18 protein-coding genes are annotated in these 21,584 nt (G+C 63.1%); 12 read left to right on the plus strand and 6 right to left on the minus strand.

Annotation, left to right across the window (positions count from 1 at the left end; translation table 11 throughout):
* Positions 1-210: 210 nt before the first annotated feature.
* On the minus strand, positions 211-960 hold the full coding sequence (gene pyrH, locus LHL23_RS01535; protein ID WP_222475484.1) for a UMP kinase: 750 nt from the start codon (positions 958-960) through the stop codon (positions 211-213).
* 129 nt (positions 961-1,089) lie between these two features.
* On the opposite strand from pyrH, the gene miaA reads away from it, so the two are divergent.
* The 5 genes from miaA (at position 1,090) to LHL23_RS01560 (ending at position 8,770) form a co-directional block, all read left to right on the plus strand.
* Complete coding sequence (miaA, locus tag LHL23_RS01540) at positions 1,090-1,950, plus strand: tRNA (adenosine(37)-N6)-dimethylallyltransferase MiaA (protein ID WP_226428543.1); 861 nt, start codon at positions 1,090-1,092, stop codon at positions 1,948-1,950.
* 559 nt (positions 1,951-2,509) lie between these two features.
* Positions 2,510-4,174: an ABC transporter substrate-binding protein gene (locus LHL23_RS01545; protein WP_226428544.1), complete on the plus strand. Its 1,665-nt coding sequence runs from the start codon at positions 2,510-2,512 to the stop codon at positions 4,172-4,174.
* Positions 4,175-4,291: 117 nt separating this feature from the next.
* Positions 4,292-5,344: an ABC transporter permease gene (locus LHL23_RS01550; protein ID WP_222475478.1), complete on the plus strand. Its 1,053-nt coding sequence runs from the start codon at positions 4,292-4,294 to the stop codon at positions 5,342-5,344.
* Between the two features lie 15 nt (positions 5,345-5,359).
* Positions 5,360-6,577 carry an ABC transporter permease gene (locus tag LHL23_RS01555; RefSeq protein ID WP_222475476.1) on the plus strand — a complete coding sequence of 406 codons (1,218 nt, stop codon included), beginning with the start codon at positions 5,360-5,362 and terminating at the stop codon, positions 6,575-6,577.
* 102 nt (positions 6,578-6,679) lie between these two features.
* Positions 6,680-8,770 (plus strand): dipeptide ABC transporter ATP-binding protein, encoded by a 2,091-nt coding sequence (locus LHL23_RS01560; protein WP_222475474.1) that lies wholly within the window; start codon positions 6,680-6,682, stop codon positions 8,768-8,770.
* Positions 8,771-8,823: 53 nt separating this feature from the next.
* Here the strand turns inward: LHL23_RS01560 and LHL23_RS01565 are convergent, their stop codons facing one another.
* From LHL23_RS01565 to LHL23_RS01575, 3 genes are all read right to left on the minus strand, one after another.
* Entirely contained in the window at positions 8,824-9,270 is a 447-nt protein-coding gene (locus LHL23_RS01565; protein ID WP_226428545.1) for a sulfotransferase, read from the minus strand.
* Positions 9,271-9,559: 289 nt separating this feature from the next.
* Positions 9,560-9,934: a hypothetical protein gene (locus tag LHL23_RS01570; RefSeq protein WP_226428546.1), complete on the minus strand. Its 375-nt coding sequence runs from the start codon at positions 9,932-9,934 to the stop codon at positions 9,560-9,562.
* Positions 9,935-10,052: 118 nt separating this feature from the next.
* Positions 10,053-10,637, minus strand: coding sequence for a lytic transglycosylase domain-containing protein (locus LHL23_RS01575; RefSeq protein ID WP_226428547.1), 585 nt, complete (start codon positions 10,635-10,637; stop codon positions 10,053-10,055).
* A 232-nt stretch (positions 10,638-10,869) separates the two neighbouring features.
* Here LHL23_RS01575 and LHL23_RS01580 point away from each other — a divergent pair, with 232 nt between their 5' ends.
* Entirely contained in the window at positions 10,870-11,394 is a 525-nt protein-coding gene (locus LHL23_RS01580; protein ID WP_226428548.1) for a single-stranded DNA-binding protein, read from the plus strand.
* Positions 11,395-11,787: 393 nt separating this feature from the next.
* Positions 11,788-13,989 (plus strand): methyl-accepting chemotaxis protein, encoded by a 2,202-nt coding sequence (locus LHL23_RS01585; RefSeq protein WP_226428549.1) that lies wholly within the window; start codon positions 11,788-11,790, stop codon positions 13,987-13,989.
* Positions 13,990-14,067: 78 nt separating this feature from the next.
* On the opposite strand, the gene aroB is transcribed toward LHL23_RS01585, so the two are convergent.
* The gene (aroB, locus tag LHL23_RS01590) at positions 14,068-15,174 is read right to left on the minus strand and encodes a 3-dehydroquinate synthase (protein WP_226428550.1); all 1,107 of its coding nucleotides are present in this window, start codon (positions 15,172-15,174) and stop codon (positions 14,068-14,070) included.
* Positions 15,174-15,764, minus strand: coding sequence for a shikimate kinase (locus LHL23_RS01595; RefSeq protein ID WP_174146390.1), 591 nt, complete (start codon positions 15,762-15,764; stop codon positions 15,174-15,176). The genes aroB and LHL23_RS01595 overlap by 1 nt, the downstream gene beginning before the upstream one ends.
* Positions 15,765-15,845: 81 nt before the next feature.
* Here LHL23_RS01595 and LHL23_RS01600 point away from each other — a divergent pair, with 81 nt between their 5' ends.
* From LHL23_RS01600 to LHL23_RS01620, 5 genes are all read left to right on the plus strand, one after another.
* Positions 15,846-15,995: a hypothetical protein gene (locus LHL23_RS01600; protein ID WP_222475458.1), complete on the plus strand. Its 150-nt coding sequence runs from the start codon at positions 15,846-15,848 to the stop codon at positions 15,993-15,995.
* On the plus strand, positions 15,985-17,502 hold the full coding sequence (locus LHL23_RS01605; RefSeq protein ID WP_222475456.1) for a hypothetical protein: 1,518 nt from the start codon (positions 15,985-15,987) through the stop codon (positions 17,500-17,502). Before LHL23_RS01600 ends, LHL23_RS01605 begins: the two co-directional genes overlap by 11 nt.
* A gap of 1 nt (position 17,503) precedes the next feature.
* A complete protein-coding gene (locus tag LHL23_RS01610; protein WP_226428551.1) occupies positions 17,504-18,445 on the plus strand; it encodes a site-specific tyrosine recombinase XerD in 942 nt (313 codons plus the stop codon).
* Positions 18,446-18,522: 77 nt separating this feature from the next.
* Positions 18,523-19,839 carry an HlyC/CorC family transporter gene (locus LHL23_RS01615; RefSeq protein WP_222475453.1) on the plus strand — a complete coding sequence of 439 codons (1,317 nt, stop codon included), beginning with the start codon at positions 18,523-18,525 and terminating at the stop codon, positions 19,837-19,839.
* Positions 19,840-19,852: 13 nt separating this feature from the next.
* Complete coding sequence (locus LHL23_RS01620) at positions 19,853-21,487, plus strand: hypothetical protein (protein ID WP_226428552.1); 1,635 nt, start codon at positions 19,853-19,855, stop codon at positions 21,485-21,487.
* Positions 21,488-21,584 lie beyond the last annotated feature (97 nt).

Consider the following 21,584-nt stretch of genomic DNA (forward strand, 5'->3'; position numbering starts at 1 on the left):
GGAAGGCTGATGTATAGCGATGTTGGGGAGGATTTGCCGACACCGGGGCTGCAAGTTTGCCCCTTGGCGGCCTTCCCCTTAATGAAAGAATTAGCCTGCCTGGCGCAGAATTCACGGCTCCGATCCGCTCTCCGCGCATGCGCCTCGGCCAAAACACAAAAAAACCGCGAGCCACCAGTGGCACGCGGTTTCAGCTGGTCCAGCGGCGGTTTAGCCGTGAACCTTGGTATAGGTCCCCTCGCCCGCCAGAATGCCGCGGAAGCCGCCCGGCTCGTCCAGCGGGAACACGATGAGCGGCAGGTTGTTGTCGCGTGCCAGCGCGATGGCGGAGGCATCCATGACTTTCAGCCGCTTGGCAAACACGTCGTCATAGCTGATTTCGTCATAGCGGACCGCATCGTTGTGCTGTGCCGGATCCTTGTCATAGACGCCGTCCACGCCGTTCTTGCCCATGAAGATCGCTTCGCACGCCATCTCGTTGGCGCGCAGGGTCGCGGCGGTATCGGTGGTGAAATAGGGGTTGCCGGTGCCGGCAGCAAAGATGCAGACCCGCTTCTTCTCCAGGTGGCGCACAGCGCGGCGGCGGATGTAGGGTTCGGCAACCTCATCCATGCGGATCGCCGAGATCACCCGGGTGAACACGCCCAGGCCTTCCAGCGCGGACTGCATTGCCAGCGCGTTCATCACGGTGGCCAGCATCCCCATGTAATCCGCGGTGGTGCGCTCCATCCCCTGCGCCGAGCCGGACAGCCCGCGGAAAATGTTGCCGCCGCCGATCACCATGCAGATTTCGACCCCCATATCATGCACGGTTTTCACCTCGCGGGCGATGCGCTGCACAGTCGGCGGATGCAGGCCGAACCCCTGGTCGCCCATCAGTGCCTCACCTGAAATTTTCAGCATGACGCGTTTATAGGCGGCGGCCGGATCCAGTTCCGGCTTTTCGTGCGGTTGAGGCATGTTGCGCTCCAGAAGATGTGAGGGTTAATTTGCGCGGCAAAATGGAGCAATTCGCTGCCGGTTTCAATCCGCGCAGCGCGGATTCCGCGCAGATTTGCGGAACCGGACTGAGAGACGGATCACGCCTGCATGAACCTGCCTGATATCGCCCCCAGAAAACCTGTGCTGATCGCAGGCCCGACCGCCTCGGGAAAATCCGCGCTGGCGCTGGACATTGCCGCCCGCCACGGAGGCATCATCGTCAACGCCGATGCAAGCCAGGTCTATGACTGCTGGCGGGTGATCACCGCCCGCCCCTCGGCAGAGGAAGAGGCACAGGCGCCGCACGCGCTTTACGGACATGTGCCCTATGATGCGGACTATTCGGCCGGCCACTGGCTGCGCGAGATGCTGCCGCTGCTGGACGGACCCGAACGGCTGATCATCGTTGGCGGCACCGGCCTCTATTTCACCGCACTGACAGAAGGCATGGCAGAGATTCCCGCCACCCCGCCCGCGGTCCGGGCCGCAGCCGATGCCATGACGCTTGGGGCGCTGCTTGCAGAGCTGGATCAGGAGACCGCCAGCCGCATCGACCTGCAGAACCGCGCCCGGGTGCAGCGGGCCTGGGAGGTGCTGAAAGCCACCGGCCGACCGCTGGCCAGCTGGCAGGACGTCACTCCCGCCCCGGCGCTGCCGCTGCAGGACTGTACGGCGATGGTTCTGAACTCGGAAAAAGACTGGCTGGAGGCCCGAATCCGCAGGCGCTTCGGCATAATGCTCGCACAGGGCGCGATGGCAGAGATCGAGGCCATGCGCGGCCGTTACGATCCGGCACTGCCCTCCTGCAAGGCGATCGGGGTGCCGGAGCTGATGGGCTATGCAGAAGGAACGCTTACGCTGGAAGAGGCCGAGGAGCGTGCCGCCATCGCCACCCGTCAGTTCGCCAAACGCCAGCGAAGCTGGTTCCGCGCCCGGATGAAGGGCTGGCATCAGGTTTCTTTGGCCTGAGACCTTCGGCCTGGTTTTCCTGACGTGGCGTCCGAGCCCTGAACCCGCAATTGCGGTGCCTGCGACCGCCTTCGCCTGCCTCCGGCAACAACGCGATAGGCTGGCCGGGGCATGCGCGAAGGCAGCACTTGGACAGGGGTTCGCAACCGGGGGCTGCGGATGGCAATCCTTTCGGACCGGCAACCGAGTGCACTTGGGGTCCGCAGCCGCGGCCGGCGGTGCAGGTTTCCTCAAAGCAGGAACACAATAGTTTGATCCGTCAGCAGATTCCCGCCGCACTGCCAGGCCCCCCCCGATCTCGCGCTGATCCCGGGCTGCATTACTGGGCAGTTTTGAACAGTATGCGGCTGCATGCCGGCCACAATCAGAAAAGCGACGTCAAAAATGTCGTATTTTTACATGGAAACGCCGAAACTGTGCATTGACGAAAAGGCATATCTCTGCCGGAATGCGGGCATGGGGAAACTATAATCCACAACTCACACCATAATCGCCTGGCCAGCGGCTGGGCCAATACCCGTTTCGCAATAAGACAGAACGGTATGACAGGGAGACCTAAATGACCAAAGACACCATCAACGGAGCCCCGATCCATTGGGCCGCCAAGATGCACGCCAAGGAAGTGCTGGACGGCAAACTGGACCGCCGGGAGTTCCTGACCCGCGCCACCTCGCTGGGCGTCACCGCAGCTGCGGCATACGGAATGATTGGCCTGGCCGCCCCGGTTAAGGCTGCTGAAGAGAAAAAGCAGGGCGGCACCCTGCGCGTGCAGACCGAAGTCCGCCCGCTGAAGGATCCGCGCACCTTCGACTGGTCGCAGATGGCCAACAAGACCCGCGGTACCATTGAATACCTGGTGGAATACAACAATGACGGCTCTTTCACCGGCATGCTGCTGGAAAGCTGGGAGATCAACGAGGACGCCACCGTCTACACACTGAACGTCCGCCAGGGCGTCAAGTGGAACAACGGCGACGACTTCACCGCCGAAGATGTTGCCCGCAACATCGCCGGCTGGTGCGACAAGGGCCTGGAAGGCAACTCCATGGCCGGCCGCTTCGCAACTCTGATCGACAATGACACCGGCCAAGCAGTCGAAGGCGCCATCGAAGTGGTCGACAGCCACACCGTCAAGCTGAACCTGCCGGCCTCCGACATTTCGCTGATTGCAGGCATGGCCGACTATCCGGCGGCGATCGTGCATTCCTCCTTCCAGACCAATGACTTCACTCAGAACGTTGGCACCGGCCCGTTCCTGCTGACCGAGCTGGAAGTCGGCGTGCGCTCGGTTCTGGAACGCAACGACAACCACACCTGGTGGGGCGAGGCGATCTATGGCAAGCCCGCTTTGGACCGCATCGAGTACATCGACTTCGGCACCGACCCGTCCTCGTGGCTGGCGGCCCTGGAATCCGACGAAGTCGACATGCTTTATGAATCGGTTGGCGAATTCATCGATGTGATGGACGGCCTCGGCTACAAGAAGTCGGAAGTTGTCACCATGTCCTCGATCGTGATCCGCACCAACCAGCTGGCCGAAATCGATGGCAAGAAAGTCTATGCCGACAAGCGCGTCCGCAAGGCAATCCAGATGGCCGTCGACAATTCGGTCTGCCTGGAACTGGGCTATGGCGGCCGCGGCGAACCGGCTGAGAACCACCATGTCGGCCCAATCCATCCGGAATACGCCGAACTGCCGCCGCAGAAGGTTGACCCCGCTGCTGCAAAGGCGCTGATGGAAGAAGCCGGCATGATGGATTTCGAGCACGAAATCCTGTCGATCGACGACGACTGGCGCCGGAACACCACCGACGCCGTGGCCGCTCAGCTGCGCGATGCGGGCTTCAAGGTGAAGCGGACCGTTCTGCCGGGCTCGACTTTCTGGAACGACTGGGCGAAATACCCGTTCTCCTCGACCAACTGGAACCACCGCCCGCTGGGCGTGCAGATCTGGGCGCTGGCCTATAAGTCGGGCGAAGCCTGGAACGAGTTTGGCTGGTCCAACCCGGAGTTCGACGCCCTGCTGGAAGAAGCCCTTTCGATTGCTGACGCCGACAAGCGCCGTGAAATCTCGGCCAAGGGCCAGGCGCTGATCCAGGAAGAAGGCGTGACCATTCAGCCCTACTGGCGCTCGCTCTACCGCCACATGCGCGAAGGCGTTGTCGGTGCGGACATGCATGTCTCCTTCGAGCATCACCACTACAAATGGGGCTGGGCAGCCTAAGCCCGACCGGCTCCTGCTTCCCGCACCGCCCCCTTCGGGGCGGTGCATTCCAGCTTAAAAGATAAGAGACCCGCCCCGCGAGCCGGGTCCGATCCGCCAGACTGACAGGGGACCCCAATGGGACTTTTCATTCTCCGCCGCTCGGGCGTGATGCTGCTGACGGCCCTGTGCCTGACGTTCATCGTGTTCTTCTTGACGAACCTCTACCCCAACCTCGAAAAACTCGCCAAAACCCAGGGCAACTTCCGCATGACGGATGAGGCCGTGGCCAGCTGGCTGGACAAGAACGGCCACAGCGGCTGGATGATCAGCCGTTACGGCGAATGGCTGGGCGTGTTGCCTGGCTGGACCCGCGAGAGCGAGGAAGGCATCACCGGCCGCTGCATCGCCGGTGCGGTCAGTGCAGAGGAGGCTGCAAATGCGCCAACCTTCTGCGGCATCCTGCAAGGGGACTGGGGATACTCCAGCGTTTTCAAGAAGGATGTGGCCAGCATCATCACCGAGCGCCTGCAGAACACGCTGCGCCTGATGGGCTGGGTGCTGCTTCTGATGGTCCCCTCGGCCTTGATCATCGGCGTTCTGGCCGGGATGCGCGAGGGCTCGGCAACCGACCGGGGACTGTCGACGGTCTCCATTCTGACCACTGCAACCCCCGAATATGTCTCTGGTGTTATCTTCATCGCGGTTTTCACGTCGTCCACCGTCGGCCTGAAGTGGTTCAAGGGCACCGCAACCGCGGCAACCGACAATCCCACCTTTGAAAACTTCTTTCTGCCGGTGCTGACCATCGCGCTTTACGGGATGGGCTACATCGCCCGGATGACCCGCGCCTCGATGACCGAGGTGATGACCGCGCAATACATCCGAACCGCCCGCCTCAAGGGCGTGAGCTTCCACAACATCGTCATCAAACACGCTCTGCGCAACGCGCTGATCGCGCCTTTCACCGTGATCATGCTGCAGTTCCCCTGGCTGCTGAATGGTGTGGTGATCGTGGAAACCCTGTTCAACTACAAAGGCTTCGGCTTCATCCTGGTGCAAGCTGCCGGCAACAACGACATCGACCTGCTGCTGGCTGTGTCCGTGGTGTCCGTGTTCGTTGTTCTGATTACCCAGATGATCTCCGACATTGGCTACGTGTACCTCAACCCGCGTATCCGGATCTCCTAAGGAAGGCAGCAAAGCATGGAACCTCTTAGCGCACTCGATATCACCGCGCGGATCCTCTACCAGCTGTCGCCGGTCTGGATTTCGCTTCTCATCCTCTTTGCCCTCTCTGCGGCCTTCAAGCGCCGCCTCGGGCTTTATGGCAAACTGTTCGACAGCCCCATCGGCATGATCGGTTTTGCCTTGGTCATGTTCTGGGTCTTCACCGGCATTTACGGCGCGATGGACATGATCGTGACCCACGACCCGCTGTCCCAGGTCTCGGGCATGAAGAACAAGGTCCCCGGGACCGCGGTCCGGGGCGTTGGCGAGGGGGAATACCAATGGTACCTCCTGGGCGGCGACAACCTGGCCCGCGACGTCTTCAGCCGCCTGGTCAAGGGGGCCTGGGTGGTCGTGCAGATCGCCCCGCTGGCCACATTGTTCGCCTTTATGGTCGGCATCACCCTGGGCCTGCCAGCCGGCTACTACGGCGGACGGCTGGACACCATCCTGTCGTTCCTGGCGAACCTGATCCTGGCCTTCCCGGTGATCCTGCTGTTCTACCTGCTGGTGACGCCCGAAATCGTGGCAACCGGCGTGCCGAACTACATGGCAATTGTCCTGTTCATGTTCCCCATCGTCTTCATCGGGGTGCTGCTGAACTCGCGCTATTACACCCGGCCAAAGCTGCGCAACCCGCTGATGGCCGGTGTGCTGGGCATTGCGATCTGGCTCTATCTGCAGCTGGTGTCCAACGGCGGCTACCTGATCAACACCAGCACCGGCTTCAAGATCCCGGGGCTGCCGAAGGTGCTCGATTTCTTCGACATCCCCGGCGGTATTCTGGTGGTGTTCGTCTCGGTGGTCTTCGTCAACTCGCCCACGGTGTTCCGTATCGTGCGCGGCCTGACGCTGGACATCAAAACCCGCGACTATGTGGCCGCCGCCCAGACCCGCGGCGAAGGCCCCTGGTACATCATGCTGTGGGAGATCCTGCCGAACGCCCGCGGGCCGCTGATCGTCGATTTCTGCCTGCGCATCGGCTACACCACCATCCTCTTGGGCACCTTGGGCTTCTTCGGCCTCGGCCTGCCGCCGGAAAGCCCGGACTGGGGATCGACCATCAATGACGGCCGCAAGCTGTTGTCGATCTACCTGCACCCGGCGCTGCCGCCCGCCTTTGCGCTGCTGACGCTGGTTCTGGGCCTGAACCTGCTGGCTGACGGCCTGCGCGAAGAAAGCCTGAAGGATTGATCCGAACCGGCGGGACCGGGGGCCAGCCCCCGGACCCCCGGGATATTTGAGGCCAGATGAAAGGGATCCTGTCCCTTCCAGCCTCAACAGGGAGAAAAGAACATGAACAAACTGGCAGACTACGACGGCCCGATCCTCGAGATTAATAAGCTGTCGATCTCCTTCTTCACCCGCCTGCGCGAGATTCCTGCGGTGATGGATTTCTCGGTCACCGTGCAGCCCGGCGAGGCGGTGGGCCTGGTCGGCGAAAGCGGCTGCGGCAAATCCACCGTAGCGCTTGGCGTCATGCAGGACCTGGGCAAGAACGGCCGCATCGTCGGCGGCACCATCAAGTTCAAGGGCCGCGACCTCAGCGAGATGAGCGCCGAGGAACTGCGCGACATCCGCGGCAACGAGATTGCGATGATCTATCAGGAGCCGATGGCCTCGCTGAACCCGGCGATGAAAATCGGCAAGCAGCTGATGGAAGTGCCGATGATCCACGAGGGCGTCAGCGAAAAGGAAGCCTATCAGCGCGCGCTGGAAGTGGTGACCGACGTGCGCCTGCCCGACCCGGAGCGGATGCTGAACTCCTTCCCGCATCAGCTGTCGGGCGGCCAGCAGCAGCGGATCGTGATTGCGATGGCGCTGATGTCCAAACCGTCGTTGCTGATCCTCGATGAACCCACCACAGCGCTGGACGTGACGGTGGAGGCCGCGGTGGTCGAGCTGGTCAAGGACCTGGGCAAGAAATACGGCACCTCGATGCTGTTCATCTCGCACAATCTCGGCCTGGTTCTGGAAACCTGCGACCGTCTCTGCGTGATGTATTCCGGCGAGGCGGTGGAACGCGGCTCGATCCACGATGTCTTTGACGAGATGCAGCATCCCTATACCCAGGCGCTGTTCCGCTCGATCCCGCTGCCCGGCGCCGACAAGAACTCGCGCCCGCTGGTGGCGATCCCCGGCAACTTCCCCCTGCCCCACGAACGCCCGCCCGGCTGCAACTTCGGCCCCCGTTGCGACTATTTCGAAGAGGGCCGCTGCGACCAGGACATGGTGATCCCGATGTCGCCTGTGCATGGCAACGACCGGCACGAGACGCGCTGCCTGAAGTTCCAGGAAATCGACTGGAACGCGCCTTTGACCGTGGGCGAGCAGAAAGAGAAAACCGCGCCCGGCAAGGTTATCCTGAAGATGGATAACCTCAAGAAATACTATGAGGTTGCAGCAAATGCCCTGTTCGGCGGCGGCGAAACCAAGGTGGTGAAGGCCAATGAGACGCTGAGCTTCGAGGCGCGCGAGTCCGAAACCCTGGCCATCGTCGGCGAGAGCGGCTGCGGCAAGTCCACCTTTGCCAAGGTGCTGATGGGGCTGGAAACCGCCACCGAGGGCCAGATCCTGCTGGACAACCGCAACATCGAGCAGATCCCGATCGAGGAGCGCGATACCAGAACCGTCTCCGACGTGCAGATGGTGTTCCAGAACCCGTTCGACACGCTGAACCCGTCGATGACAGTGGGCCGCCAGATCATGCGGGCGCTGGAGATCTTCGGCATCGGCAACTCCGAGGCGGAGCGCCGCAGACGGATGCTGGAGCTTTTGGACCTGGTGAAACTGCCCCGCGCCTTTGCCGACCGGATGCCGCGGCAGCTGTCGGGCGGCCAGAAGCAGCGTGTGGGCATCGCCCGCGCCTTTGCCGGCGGCGCCCGCATCGTGGTGGCCGACGAGCCTGTCTCGGCTCTCGACGTGTCGGTGCAGGCGGCGGTGACCGACCTCTTGATGGAGATCCAGCGCAACGAGAAGACGACGCTGCTGTTCATCTCCCACGATCTGTCGATCGTGCGCTATCTCTCCGACCGGGTGATGGTGATGTACCTCGGCCATGTGGTGGAGCTGGGCGACACCGATCAGGTGTTCGCGCCCCCCTACCACCCCTATACCGAAGCGCTCCTGTCGGCGGTGCCGATCGCCGACACTTCAATCGAGAAAGAGCACATCGTCCTGGAAGGCGACATCCCGTCGGCGATGAACCCGCCACCGGGCTGCCCGTTCCAGACCCGCTGCCGCTGGAAGTCCGAAGTGCCGGGCGGGCTGTGCGAGAAGGAGGTCCCGCCGGTCCGCACATTGGACGGCGGCCACCAGATCAAATGCCACCTCAGCGATGAGGTGCTGGACCGCATGAAGCCGGTGATCAAGGTCGCCGCGGAGTAAAAAAACCCTTTCAAAAAACGGGCCAGGAACTTCCCGGCCCGTTTTTTTTGCTGCTAACTGCCGTGCAGCGTGTTGTCCCAGTCTTCCCATTCACGAAGCCATTCGTCGCCGTCCAGAGTTTCCTTTAGCGGCTCCAGCTCCGCAGCGTAGGCTTTCCACTTGTCCAGCGCGCCCGTGTTGATTTTCTGGCGGACTTGAACAAGCGATGCGGTGATCACTGCTTTTCTGGACTTTTCCGGAGACAGGCAACTGTCTTCCCATTCCAGCCCCGCGTGCTCCAACAGCCGGGCGATCTGAGCTTGCGGGTCACTGACCAAAGCGCGGTAGGATTGGGCTCTGAACTGGCTGCCAAGCTTGCCCTGATAGTCCCATGCAGACTCGTATTCCAGCCGGGTCATCTCGCCCAGCCAATCCATCCGTTGCGTAAACGCATTCCCCTCAGCAAAGTCAGCCTTAATGTTGGACAGGCCGGTATCCAGCGGATGACGGGACACGAACACGAACCGCCCGTCAGAACCGGCAGCAAAACCTGCAGTGCCCGGGCAAAGCGGCCTGTTTTCATCAGCCCGCCGCAGCGCCGGCTGCCTACTCTGAGCCTTGCAGATGATCCGTCGAAATCGGTGATTGCTTCATGAAGTGCCCAAGCCCTCAGGTTTTGGACATATTCTGGGGAACCTGCCTCAAAAAAATGGAAGCAATGGCACGGTCTCGCAGGTAAAACCCCAGCCGCTGTACTTCCAATTGCAGATGAAGCCTTTCTGCGCTCCGCGCTCTAGCAACCGGTCAGGTTCAGCTCAGCAGCAGCACCACGATCATCAGCAGGTTCATCGAGGAGAACTGCATCAGACGCGGCGCCCGCTGCCCCTTGACCGCCGCAAGCAGAGCCGCTGTCACCGATGCCGCCAGCCCGGCCAGCGCCAGGCCGCCGCCGATGACACCGGCAAGCCCCGCATCCAGTCCCCAGGGCACCCCGGGCAGGAACATGCCCTTGAGCCCGGTGCCGATCAGAATGCCTGTCACAGCCCCTGCCAGGCTCAGAACGGCACTGCGCGGCTGCCGCGGCTGCCGGCCTGCCAGCACGCTGTCGATCATCTGGCGGGTCGGCACAGCGCTTGGCTGCCAGTTGATCCGTTCAATGCGCTCGTCAAAGCTGTTGATATACAAGGCAATTCCTCCAGGTCCTGGAGGCAGATTTACGAAAAATTAAGGCAAATGCTTGACACTCCGGCGGAGTTAACGGGGCATTAACGGAAGTTGCCCGCAGGTTAACCGCTCCGCTGTGTCAGCTGCCCCAGATCTTTTTCACGTAGTTCTGGGTTTCCCTGTAAGGCGGGACGCCGCCGTATTTCTGCACTGCTTCCGGCCCGGCGTTATAGGCCGCCAGCGCCAGCCGCCAAGAGCCGAACTTGCGGAACTGCCGCGCCAGATAGCGCGCGCCGCCCTCCAGGTTCTGCTTTGGCACCGCCGGATTGACTCCCAGCGCCCGCGCCGTGGCCGGCATCAGCTGCGCCAGCCCCAGCGCCCCCTTGTGCGATTTGGCATTCGGGTTCCAGTTGCTTTCCTGCTGCACCAGACGCAGAAACAGCTCCTCCGGCACGCCATGCTGGCGCGCGGCATCCCGTGCCATCTGCAGATACTGGCCCCGGTACTTGCCGCTGTAAGGAAGGGTGCCGGCTGCGGACGGAATGCTGAAGGTCTTGGGCTGCAGCCGGGCGGAGTTCTTGTACTGCGTCGCGGCGCGGCCATCCAGAACCCTGGTATGAGCCGCAAACAGGTCCCGCCGGTTCTTGGTGCTTAACATTTCGGCGGACGCAGGCTGCCCTGCCCCGATCACGGCAATAACCAATCCCGCAACGGCTTTGCGCATTTCCGCTGTCCCGACACTGTCCCACTTTGCGCGAATATAACGAATGCGGGACAAATTTAAAGCTTCACAGGCGAAAGCTGCCGTCATTGCCGCGTAAACAACCGCAAAACCATCCCCAGAGAGCTGCTTTCCACACCCTGCCCGGGTCTATAGTGTGCATGGAAATCAGCGCAGACGGATTCGCAGCCGCATGCTGCTGGACAAGATTATCAAGAACAAAGGACCCAACCCTATGGCCGGCTCACTGAACAAAGTCATGCTCATCGGCAACCTGGGCCGCGACCCCGAGGTGCGCAGCTTCCAGAACGGCGGCAAGGTATGCAACCTGCGCATCGCCACCTCTGAAACCTGGAAAGACCGCAACACCGGCGAGCGCCGCGAGAAGACCGAGTGGCACTCTGTCGCGATCTTCAACGAGGGTCTGGTGCGGGTGGCCGAGCAGTATCTGCGCAAGGGCTCCAAGGTTTATGTCGAAGGCCAGCTGCAGACCCGCAAATGGCAGGACCAGAGCGGCCAGGACCGGTATTCGACCGAGGTCGTGCTGCAGGGCTTCGGCTCCACCCTGACCATGCTGGACGGCCGCGGCGAAGGCGGCGGCGGCGGTGGTTACGGCAGCGGCCAAGGCGGCGGCAGCTATGGCGGCGGCAGCCAGGGCGGCGGCTACGGCGGCGGTTATGACAGCGGATCGCAAGGCGGCGGCGGCAACTTCGGCGGCGGTGCGTCCCACAACATCGACGACGACGAAATCCCGTTCTAAGCCTGACAGGGCGAATCGCAAGACCCAGGCGGCTTCGCGCCGCAGCCCTCCGGCCCCTCGGCCGGGGGGCTTTTCTTTGTTAACGGTGTCTTTTCGCAGACTTCACGAAAGACCTGTGCCCCCTGGCCGGCACAGTGTGGCGGCCCGCTGCTTCCTTACTCTCACGGTGCGGTAATGGTGCGCTTCGCCTTTGGAGCGGAAGTAGTTTAATCTTATATTTCAATAATTTACGCAATGACACCCGTAGCCTGCACACATTCGGCCGCAATATAGGCCAGCGGCCCCAAGCGCTTCTGCCTTTTACGGCCTGCTTACCAAGCCTAGGCAAAAATTAAGACATATCACGGATGGTGAATAGGTCGATCGTGAAAAGGTACATCAAGGATTCAAGATATGGGTATGCGTTTTTTGCAGCATCTATCGATCAAGACCAAGATCGGAATGCTTCTGGCGGCACCGCTGCTTCTCAGCCTTTGGTTCATCGGGCAGACCCTGCTCGATCTGCAGCGAAAGGCGCAGGTTAATACGGTCCAGGCCGGCGAGGTGCTGGAGCACATGAGCAGCCTGGTCCACAATCTGCAACTGGAGCGCGGGCTGAGCGCGAGCTACCTGGAAAGCGCAGCCAAGGCGCCGCCGGAAAAGCTGATCAAGGTCCGGCAGGCGAATGACGCCAAGATGGCGGCCTATCTCGAGGAGATCAGCCGCATTGAACTGGAGGCCATGCCGCCTGAATCCGTGCAAGCGGTCCGGTTTGCCAAGTCCGAACTGGCCCGCAAAAAGGACATCCGCCAGAAAATCGACACCCACTCCCTGAAGCTGAAAGCGCTGATTGCCTACTATACCGACCTGAATGACGCGCTCATTCAAACCGGCCTCGCCATGGCCAAGGGTATTGATGATCCCCGCATCTCACAGGAGGCGGTGGCCCTGTCTTTCTTCATGCGCGCCATCGACGCTGCAGGGCTGGAACGCGCAGCCGGCGCTGTCGGGTTCAAACACGGCTGGAAACCGGAAGACCGGGAAGCCTTCTTTGCCGATCATGAGCTATTCAAGGAACGCCTGCGCACCTTCAAGAGCTTTGCAACCGCCGAGGACCGGGACGCCGTTAAAGGCCTGTTCGCGGATCCCGGAATGAAGAAATTCGATGAGCTGCGCGAAGCAATCCTGCACGGCAACGGCGGCGAAGGCGTCAGTTCAGAAGACTGGTTTGCCGCTGCAACCAAGGCGATCGAGGTGCTGCAGAAGAAGGAGATGCTGCTGATCGAGCACCTGGAGCGCGACATGGCCGCCTTTGACGCGCACAACAAGCTGCTGCTGACAGAGATGGCAATCTTTGCCGTGGTTCTGCTGGCCGGCGTTCTGCTGCTCGGCCTGGTGATCGCCCGCGACATGACCAGGGGGCTGTCGGTCCTGAACGTGGCGCTGCACAAGCTTGGCTCCGGCGAGACCGAAGTTGAAGTCCCCGGCGCGGCCCGGCGTGATGAGATCGGCGACGTTGCCCGCAACGTTGTGGACCTGCGCACCGTTACCCAGCGCAAGCAGGAGGAGCGTATGCAGGAGGAGAGGGAGCGCCGCGAGGAAATCCTATCCGTCACCCGCAGCATCGGCCGCGCGCTCTCTGATCTGCAGCACAAGCGGCTGGACAACCCGATCGAAGAACACTTCCCCTCGGAGTTCAAATCAATCCGGATGGATTTCAACGACTCGCTGACTTCACTAGGCGCCGCGGTCTCCGTGATTGCGGAACTCACCAGCAGTGTCGACGAGAGCACCAAATCCATTGCAGAGGCATCCATGGACCTGGCCCACCGCACTGAGGCGGAGTCCGCAACGCTGGAGAAGACTACCCACGCGATGGGAGAACTGACCGGCAGCGTCCAGCGGTCCGCCGAGAACGCCGGCCGTGCCGAAGAACTGGCAGACAGCGCCCAGCATGACGTCAAATCCTGTGATGAGGTGGTCAGGGACACCATCGCCGCAATGGACAAGCTGCAAGAATCCTCGCAGGAGATTTCCCAGATCACCAAGGTGATCCAGGACATCGCCTTCCAGACCAACCTGCTGGCGCTGAACGCCGGGGTTGAGGCCGCCCGCGCAGGCGAGGCAGGCCGCGGTTTCGCGGTTGTCGCCTCCGAGGTTCGGATACTGGCGCAGCGCTGCGCCGATGCGGTTCAGCAGATCGACGAGCTGACCGCCCGCAGTTCCGACCAGGTCAAAAACGGTGCGGCGCTTGTGGATCAGGCCGGCCAGGCGATGGCCGCCGTGAACCAGCAGGTCGGCGAGATTTCCTCTCTGGTGGTCGAGATTGCCGGCAACATGAAGGAACAGTCGGCGCAGATGAGCGACGTCAACACCGCCGTGGGCGAACTGGAGATGATGGCACAGCAGAACGCCGCCATGGCCGAGCAGACCACCGCGGCGACCACCTCGCTGTCCGACCAGGCGCAGGAGCTGCGTGAGCAGGTCACTCAGTTCACCATCGGCACGGCCTCAAGCCCCCTGCCCGCGCCCGCAGCGCATCCTCCGCTTGCCATCGGCTTCGATGCAGACGGCGACGGCTGGGATCAGGACCTGGGCAGCAGCAACGCCGCCTGACCCGTCCGTTTACCAGCACAAACACTAAAGGGCAGCCTCCGCGGCTGCCCTTTGACTGTCTGCGGCCTGCGGCCCGGTTCAGGCGCCCGCGCTGCGCAGAACCTCCAGCACCGCATCCGGCGGCACATCGCCGGTCACGAAGGCCTCGCCAATGCCGCGCGCCAGAATGAACCGCAGCTGGCCGGCAACCACTTTCTTATCCTGGCCCATCAGGTCCAAAAGCGCCTCTGCACCGGGCAACGCACCCGGAATATCGGCCAGATCGGTTTTCATGCCCATCGCCTTCAGATGCGCCCGCACCCGGCTGGGATCTTCCTGCGAGCACAGGCCCAGCTTCGACGACAGCTCAAACGCCAGCGCGCAGCCGATCGCCACCCCCTCGCCATGCAGCAGCCGGTCCGAATACCCCGTGGCGGCCTCCAGGGCGTGGCAGAAGGTATGGCCCAGATTGAGCAGCGCCCGGTCGCCCTGCTCGGTCTCGTCGCGCACCACGATATCCGCCTTCATCTGCACCGAGCGCGCCACCGCCTCGACCCGCGCCGCCACATCGCCTTCGGCCAGCGCAGGGCCGTTCGCTTCGAGCCAGGTAAAAAACTCCGCGTCGCCCAGCAGGCCGTATTTCACCACTTCGCCATAGCCGGACAGGAAATCGCGCGCGGTCAGGGTTTCCAGCACCGAGGTGTCCGCCAGCACCAGCGACGGCTGGTGGAAGGCGCCGATCAGGTTCTTGCCCTGCGGCGCATTGATGCCGGTTTTGCCGCCCACCGAACTGTCGACCTGCGCCAGCAGCGAGGTCGGGATCTGCACGAACCGCACGCCGCGGCGCAGCACTGCGGCGGCAAAGCCCGCCAGGTCGCCGATCACGCCGCCGCCAAAGGCAACAACCACGTCGCCCCGTTCCACTTTCTGCTCCAACAGCCATTCGACCGACCGGGTGAACTGCGGCCAGCCCTTGGTCGCCTCGCCCGGCGGCAATGCCAGTGCGGTCATCTCCACCCCGGCGGCGGCCAGCCCAGCACGCAAGCTTTCCAGGTGCTTCTCCGCCACGGTTTCATCCGTCAGCACCGCCACCTGCGGCCGGCTCAAGAGCGGCTTGATCCGCTCCCCCGCCTGCGCCAGCAAGCCGGGGCCGATCACAACATCATAGGCGCGTTCGCCCAGGGGCACATGAACCGTGCGCTCCATCAATTCCACTCCAATACATCGGGGCGTGCCTTCAAGGCTTCCAGCACGCGGTCCACCATGGTTTCAATCGAGGCCTGCCCGTCCGAGACCACCGACACATCCGCCTTGGCATAAAGCGGCACCCGCTCGTGATACAGGTTGCTGAGTGTCGCACGCGGGTCGGCAGTGCGCAGCAGCGGCCGGGTATCGCGGTGGCGCACCCGGTTCCACAGCACCTCAAGGTCGGCGTTCAGCCAGACCGAGACGCCCTTGGCGGTGATCACCTGCCGGTTCTCCTCTGCCAGAAAGGCACCGCCGCCGGTCGACAGCACGCCGCGCTCTTCTTCCAACAGGCGCGCAATCACTTGGCGCTCCTTCTGACGGAAGAAAGGCTCGCCGTCGCGGGCGAAAATCTCCGGAATGGTCATGTTGGCGGCGGCTTCGATCTCGTGATCGCTGTCCAGAAACGGCGCATTCAGCCGGGCCGCCAGCGCCCGGCCCACGGCGGTCTTGCCGGCCCCCATCATGCCCACCATCACGATGGTCTTTTTCAATTTCCCCGGCACCGGCGCTGCTGCCTTCTGGCCGCTGATTTGCTCTTTTTCGCTCATTCTTCAGTGAATGACGTGATCTTGCCGAAAAGGGAATATATAACTTGAGCAAAAGAGCAGGAAACAGGCATTGGATGCGCTATGGGTCGATTGATTAAGTACTTGGTATACTTGGTGGTTCTGGCCGCAATCGGGCTTGTGGGCTATGCTTACGTGGGGCCCTGGTTCGGTGCCGATTTCAGCGCGCCCAGCACCGAGGTGCGCAAGCCGGTGGTGCTGAATGCGGATTAAGGCAGCTGCCGCCGGGGTGATGCTGGCAGGCAGTGCGCTTGCCAATGAACCGCTGGCGGCAATTGAATGGCTGAACCAGCCGCAGCCCAGAAACGGGCTGCCCGGCACCGTGCTGCTGGAGCCGCCCGTCGCGGGCACCGCCGCGCTGCCGCAGGTGTCAGTCACCCCGCTGGAGGCGCTGCTGCCGCCCATCGGGCTGGTCCCGGCTGCTGCCACCGGCCTGCCCGCCGACCTGTGGCGCGGCAGCGCCGCGGATGACATCACCCATCTGATCGAAACCGTGCCGGTGCGCGGCAGCCCGGCGATGCAGGCGCTGCTGTTCACCCTGCTGCTGTCGGAAACCCGCCCGCCTGCAGCCACCGGCGACCGGATCCTGCTGGCCCGGCTCGACCGCCTGATGGCACTGGGGGCCACCGATCCCTCGCAAGCTTTGGTGGAGCACGCAGGCCCCACCGGCAGCAAGGCGCGTTTTTCCCGCTGGTTCGACGCCACCCTTCTGACCGGCAGCGAGGATGCCTCCTGCGCGGCGCTCACCGCCTCGCCGCATCTTTCAGACAGCTATGCGGCCCGGATCTTCTGCGCGGCGCGGCGCGGCGACTGGCCGACCGCGGCGCTGATGCTGGAAACCGCCCATGCGCTGGAGCTCTTGCCCAAGGACCAGATGGATCTGCTCGACCGGTACCTGAACCCGGACCTGTTCGAACTGGCGCCGCCCCTTCGGCGGCCCGCAGATCCGGACCCGCTGACGTTCCGCCTGTTTGAAACCATTGGCGAATCCATGCCCACTGCGCCGCTGCCGCCGGCCTTTGCCGCCGCCGACCTGCGCGATATCGCCGGCTGGAAGGCGCAGCTGGAAGCGGCAGAACGGCTGGCCCGCGCCGGGGCGCTCAACCCGAACCAGTACCTTGGACTGTTCAGCGCCCGCAAACCCGCTGCCTCCGGCGGCATCTGGGACCGGGTTGCAGCGGTGCAGCAGCTGGAAAGCGATTTGAACTCCGGCAGCGCCGGGGCCATCGCCAAATCCCTGCCCCAGGCTTGGGAAGCGATGCAGGAGGCCGGCACCGAAACCGTTTTTGCCGATATTTTCGCCGAGCCGCTGGCGCGGGCCAAACTGACTGGCCCGGCGGCGGCACTGGCCTGGCGCATCCGCCTGCTGTCTCCCGCGTATGAATTGGCCGCTCATGACGCGCAGGCCTCTGGTGCCGCGGACCATTTCCTGGCGGCGTTGGCGCAGGGCCGCCCCGGCGAGGCCGCGGCGCCGTCACCGCTGGCGGAAGCCATTGCGCTGGGGTTTGCCGCAAACACCGCTGTGCCGCCATCCATCCGCCAGCTGCTGGATAACGGCCAGTTGGGCGAGGCGATCCTGCGCAGCATGGTGCTGTTTGCCCAGGGCGCCGACGGCAATCTGGGCGACCTCACTGCAGCTCTGGCCGCCTTCCGCGCGGTCGGGCTGGAGGACACCGCCCGCCGGGCCTCCCTGCAGCTGATGCTGCTGGAGCGCGGCTGACATGGCCGCGCCGCGCGATAATTTCCAGTGGATCTCCACATTCCTCGATGCCCAGGCGGCTGAGACCGGCGCTTCGCAAAACACGCTTTTGGCCTACGGCCGCGATCTCAAGGATCTGACCGCTTGGCTGGAGCACCGCAAGCTCAGCTTCCTCACCGCAGCCCAAGACGATATCGAGGCCTACCTGATTGATTGCGACGCCCAGGGACTGGCCCGCTCAACCCGGGCCCGGCGCCTGTCGGCGGTCAAGCAGATCTACCGGTTTGCGTTTGAGGAAGGCTGGCGCGAGGACAACCCTGCCATCCAGATCCGCGGCCCCGGTCGGGAAAAGCGGCTGCCGAAAACCCTTGAGGTGATCGAGGTCGACCGCCTGCTGGACGCCGCCCGCAAGACCGGCCGAAGCGAGGCCGACCGGCTGCGAAACACCTGCCTGATGGAGCTGCTCTATGCCACCGGCATGCGGGTGACCGAACTGGTCTCGCTGCCGGTGTCCGCCGCCCGCGGCGACCCTAGGATGCTGCTTATCCTCGGCAAGGGCGGCAAGGAACGCATGGTGCCGCTGTCGCCGCCTGCGCGCGAAGCACTGGCGCAATGGCTGCTGGCACGCGACGGCGCCGAAGCAGAGCGCGAGGCCAAGGGCCATCCGCCCTCGCGCTTCCTGTTTCCGTCCCGCGGCAAATCCGGCCATTTGACGCGGCACCGGTTTTACCTGCTGATCAAGGAACTGGCGGTGACCGGCGGTATTTCTCCGGGCAAGGTGACGCCGCACACCCTGCGCCACGCCTTTGCCACCCACCTTTTGGCCAACGGTGCAGACCTGCGCGCGATCCAAGCCCTGCTCGGCCACGCCGACATCGCCACCACTGAAATCTACACCCATGTTTTGGACGCGCGGCTGCAGGAACTGGTGCTGGAACACCACCCGCTGGCCAAGCGCGGCTGACCGCGGCGCTTGAAGCGGCGGGGCTAAGACCCCATAAATACAGCGAACAAAAAACAGACCGGACATCTGACCTCCTCATGGACACTGCCTCCACCGTACTCGACAGCGCCTTCTGGACCACTGCCGGGGCCATCGTGCTGCTCCTCGTCTTTTCCGGCTTCTTTTCGGGCTCGGAAACGGCGCTGACCGCCGCCTCACGCGGCAAGCTGCGTGCCCAAGCCGACAAGGGCTCCCGCGGTGCTCAGCGCGCGCTGGTCATTACCGAAGACAACGAGCGCCTGATCGGTTCGGTCCTGCTGGGAAACAACGTTGTCAACATCCTTGCAGCTTCGCTCGCCACCGCGCTCTTTACTAGGATCTTCGGAGAAGGCGGTGTCGCGATGGCAACGCTGGTGATGACCCTGCTGGTGCTGGTCTTCGCCGAAGTTCTGCCCAAGACCTACGCCATTTCCAACGCCGAGAAGGCCGCCTCGGCCGTATCGGCGCCGATCAGCATCCTTGTCATGATCCTGTCGCCAATCGTGGGCGCGGTGCGGCTGTTCGTGCGCGGTGTGCTGCGCATATTCGGTGTGCAGATCGACCCGGACAGCCACATCATGGCTGTGCGCGAGGAAATTGCAGGTGCCCTGCAGCTGGGCCACTCCGAAGGCGTGGTCGAAAAGGAGGACCGCGACCGTATCCTCGGCGCGCTTGATCTCTCCGACCGCTTTGTCGAGGAAATCATGCTGCACCGCTCCAACATCGAAATGATCGACGCGGATGCAGAGCCGGAAACCATCCTGGAGCAATGCCTGCACAGCCAGCACACCCGCCTGCCTGTGTTCCGCGGCGAACAGGAGAACATCATCGGCGTGGTTCATGCCAAGGACCTGTTCCGGGCGATGTATGAACAGGCCGGCGGTGCCGGTGCCGGCGCCGATACCGGCCGCCTGCAATCCTTTGATATCGCGGAGGTCGCCAAGGCCCCCTATTTCGTGCCCGAGACCACCACGCTGGACGAGCAGATGCGCCAGTTCCTGCGGATGCGTTCACATTTTGCGCTGGTGGTGGATGAATACGGCGCCCTGCAGGGGCTGATCACGCTGGAGGACATCCTGGAAGAGATCGTCGGCGAGATCACCGATGAATTCGATCCGGCAGAAGAGACCGTGGCCAAGAAGACCGCCGACGGCTCCTATCTGGTTGAAGGCGCAACCACCATACGCGACCTGAACCGGGCCATTGAATGGAACCTGCCGGATGACGAGGCCAACACCGTTGCTGGCCTGGTGATCCACGAGGCGCAGATGATCCCGGTTAAGGGGCAGGTGTTCTCGTTCCACGGCTTCCGCTTCGAGGTCACGGCGCGCGAGGGCAACCGCGTGACCGAGTTGAAGATCCGGCCGCTGTCTTGACCAGGGAGTGCCCATGACCCGTGCAGCAGTACTGGCCTGGGGCTGGTTCGACAGCATTGTGCTGGATTTGTTCCGCCAGCTGCGCTGGTCCTTTCTGCCGCCACTCCTGATCTATTTCGCCTATGGCGCGCAGGGCATCAGCACCGTCGCCGCCTCGTTCTACGTCAAGGAATACCTCGACCTCTCCGCTGCCTTTCTGGCCGGGCTGGCGTTCTGGGTCGGGCTGCCCTGGGCGCTGAAGATGCCGCTGGGCCATCTGGTCGACCTGATCTGGCGCTGGAAATACCTGCTGATCCTCGCGGGCGCGGCGTTGATGGCCGCCAGCTACGCCATTCTGGCCGCCATCGTTCTGCACCCGGATATGATGGGCGCGCTGATGCCGCTCAATGCCTGGTACGTCACGTCCGCCTTGCTGGCCCCTTGCGGCTTCGTGCTGCAAGACGTGGTGGCAGATGCGATGTCGGTAGAGGCAGTGCCGCATGTTGACGACCGCGGCAATCCCCTGCCCGAGGCTGAGACCAAGTCCCTCCACACGACCATGCAGACATTCGGCCGCTTCGTTCTGATCGGCGGCTCCAGCGCAGCGGCCGCGCTGAATGTCGCCCTGTTTGACGGCGCCGATGCCCTGCCGCAAGCCGAGAAAGGCGCACTTTACGGCTTTGTGTTCACCCTCGCGCTGCTGATCCCGGTGATTTCACTGTCCGGTGTGGCGCTGGCGATCTGGCAGAAATGGCGCAACACTGTCCGGCTGCGCCGCGCAGGTGTGGACGAAACCGAAATCCGCACCCGGCTCGAACCGCCCCGCGACCCGATCACCCCGAACCACTGGTATTTCATCGGCGGAGGTGCCTTCGTGGCGCTGTCGCTGGCCGTGGGCCTCGGCGATGTGCCCTACTCGCAGGAAATCGTCTTTGCCGGGTCCATGGCCATCGTGCTGCTCCTGATGCGCCAGCTTGTTGCGGTTCTGCCAGCTGACCATGCCCGCGCCCTCGTTGGCACCGCCATCATCATCTTCGTCTACCGCGCCACACCGCTCCGCGGCCCCGGCGCCACCTGGTTCGAGATCGACGTCCTGGGGTTTGACCAGCAGTTCCTGTCGGTCCTGTCCCTCATCACCTCGCTGCTGACGCTGGCAGGCATGCTGATCTTCCGCCCGATGATGGCCAGCCGCCCGATTGCCTGGATCGTCGCCTTTCTGGCAATCACCGAGGCCGTCCTCAGCCTGCCCAACATTGCGCTTTACTACGGCGCCCACCACTGGACCGCAGCGATGACCGGAGGCGTGGTCGACGCCCGCTTCATCGCCATCGTCGACACTGCGGTGGAATCGCCGCTGGGCCAGGTCGCGATGATCCCGATGCTCGCCTGGATCGCCCGCAACGCGCCTTCGGGTCTCAAGGCCACCTTCTTTGCGGTCATGGCCTCCTTCACCAATCTGGCGCTCTCGGCCTCCAGCCTCGGCACCAAATACTTGAACGAGATCTTTGTGGTGACCCGCGAAGTCACAGATTCGGCAGGTGCTGTCACCACCCCTGCCGACTATTCACAGCTCGGCATGCTCCTGATCACTGTCGGCGTCATTCTCCTCGCCGCCCCCCTGACGGCGATTTTCCTCGTCCAGAACAGCCGCTTCCGCACCTCTGAATAGCCCTAGGCGGCGCAGACGGCCTAGAAGCGGCACGCCATGCCGTTTTTCTTCTGGACTACTGTTCACTTCTGTACAGAATGCGGGAAACACCTATTCA

It is taken from the genome of Leisingera sp. McT4-56, assembly GCF_020514995.1.
GTDB classification, from domain to species: Bacteria; Pseudomonadota; Alphaproteobacteria; order Rhodobacterales; family Rhodobacteraceae; genus Leisingera; species Leisingera aquaemixtae_A.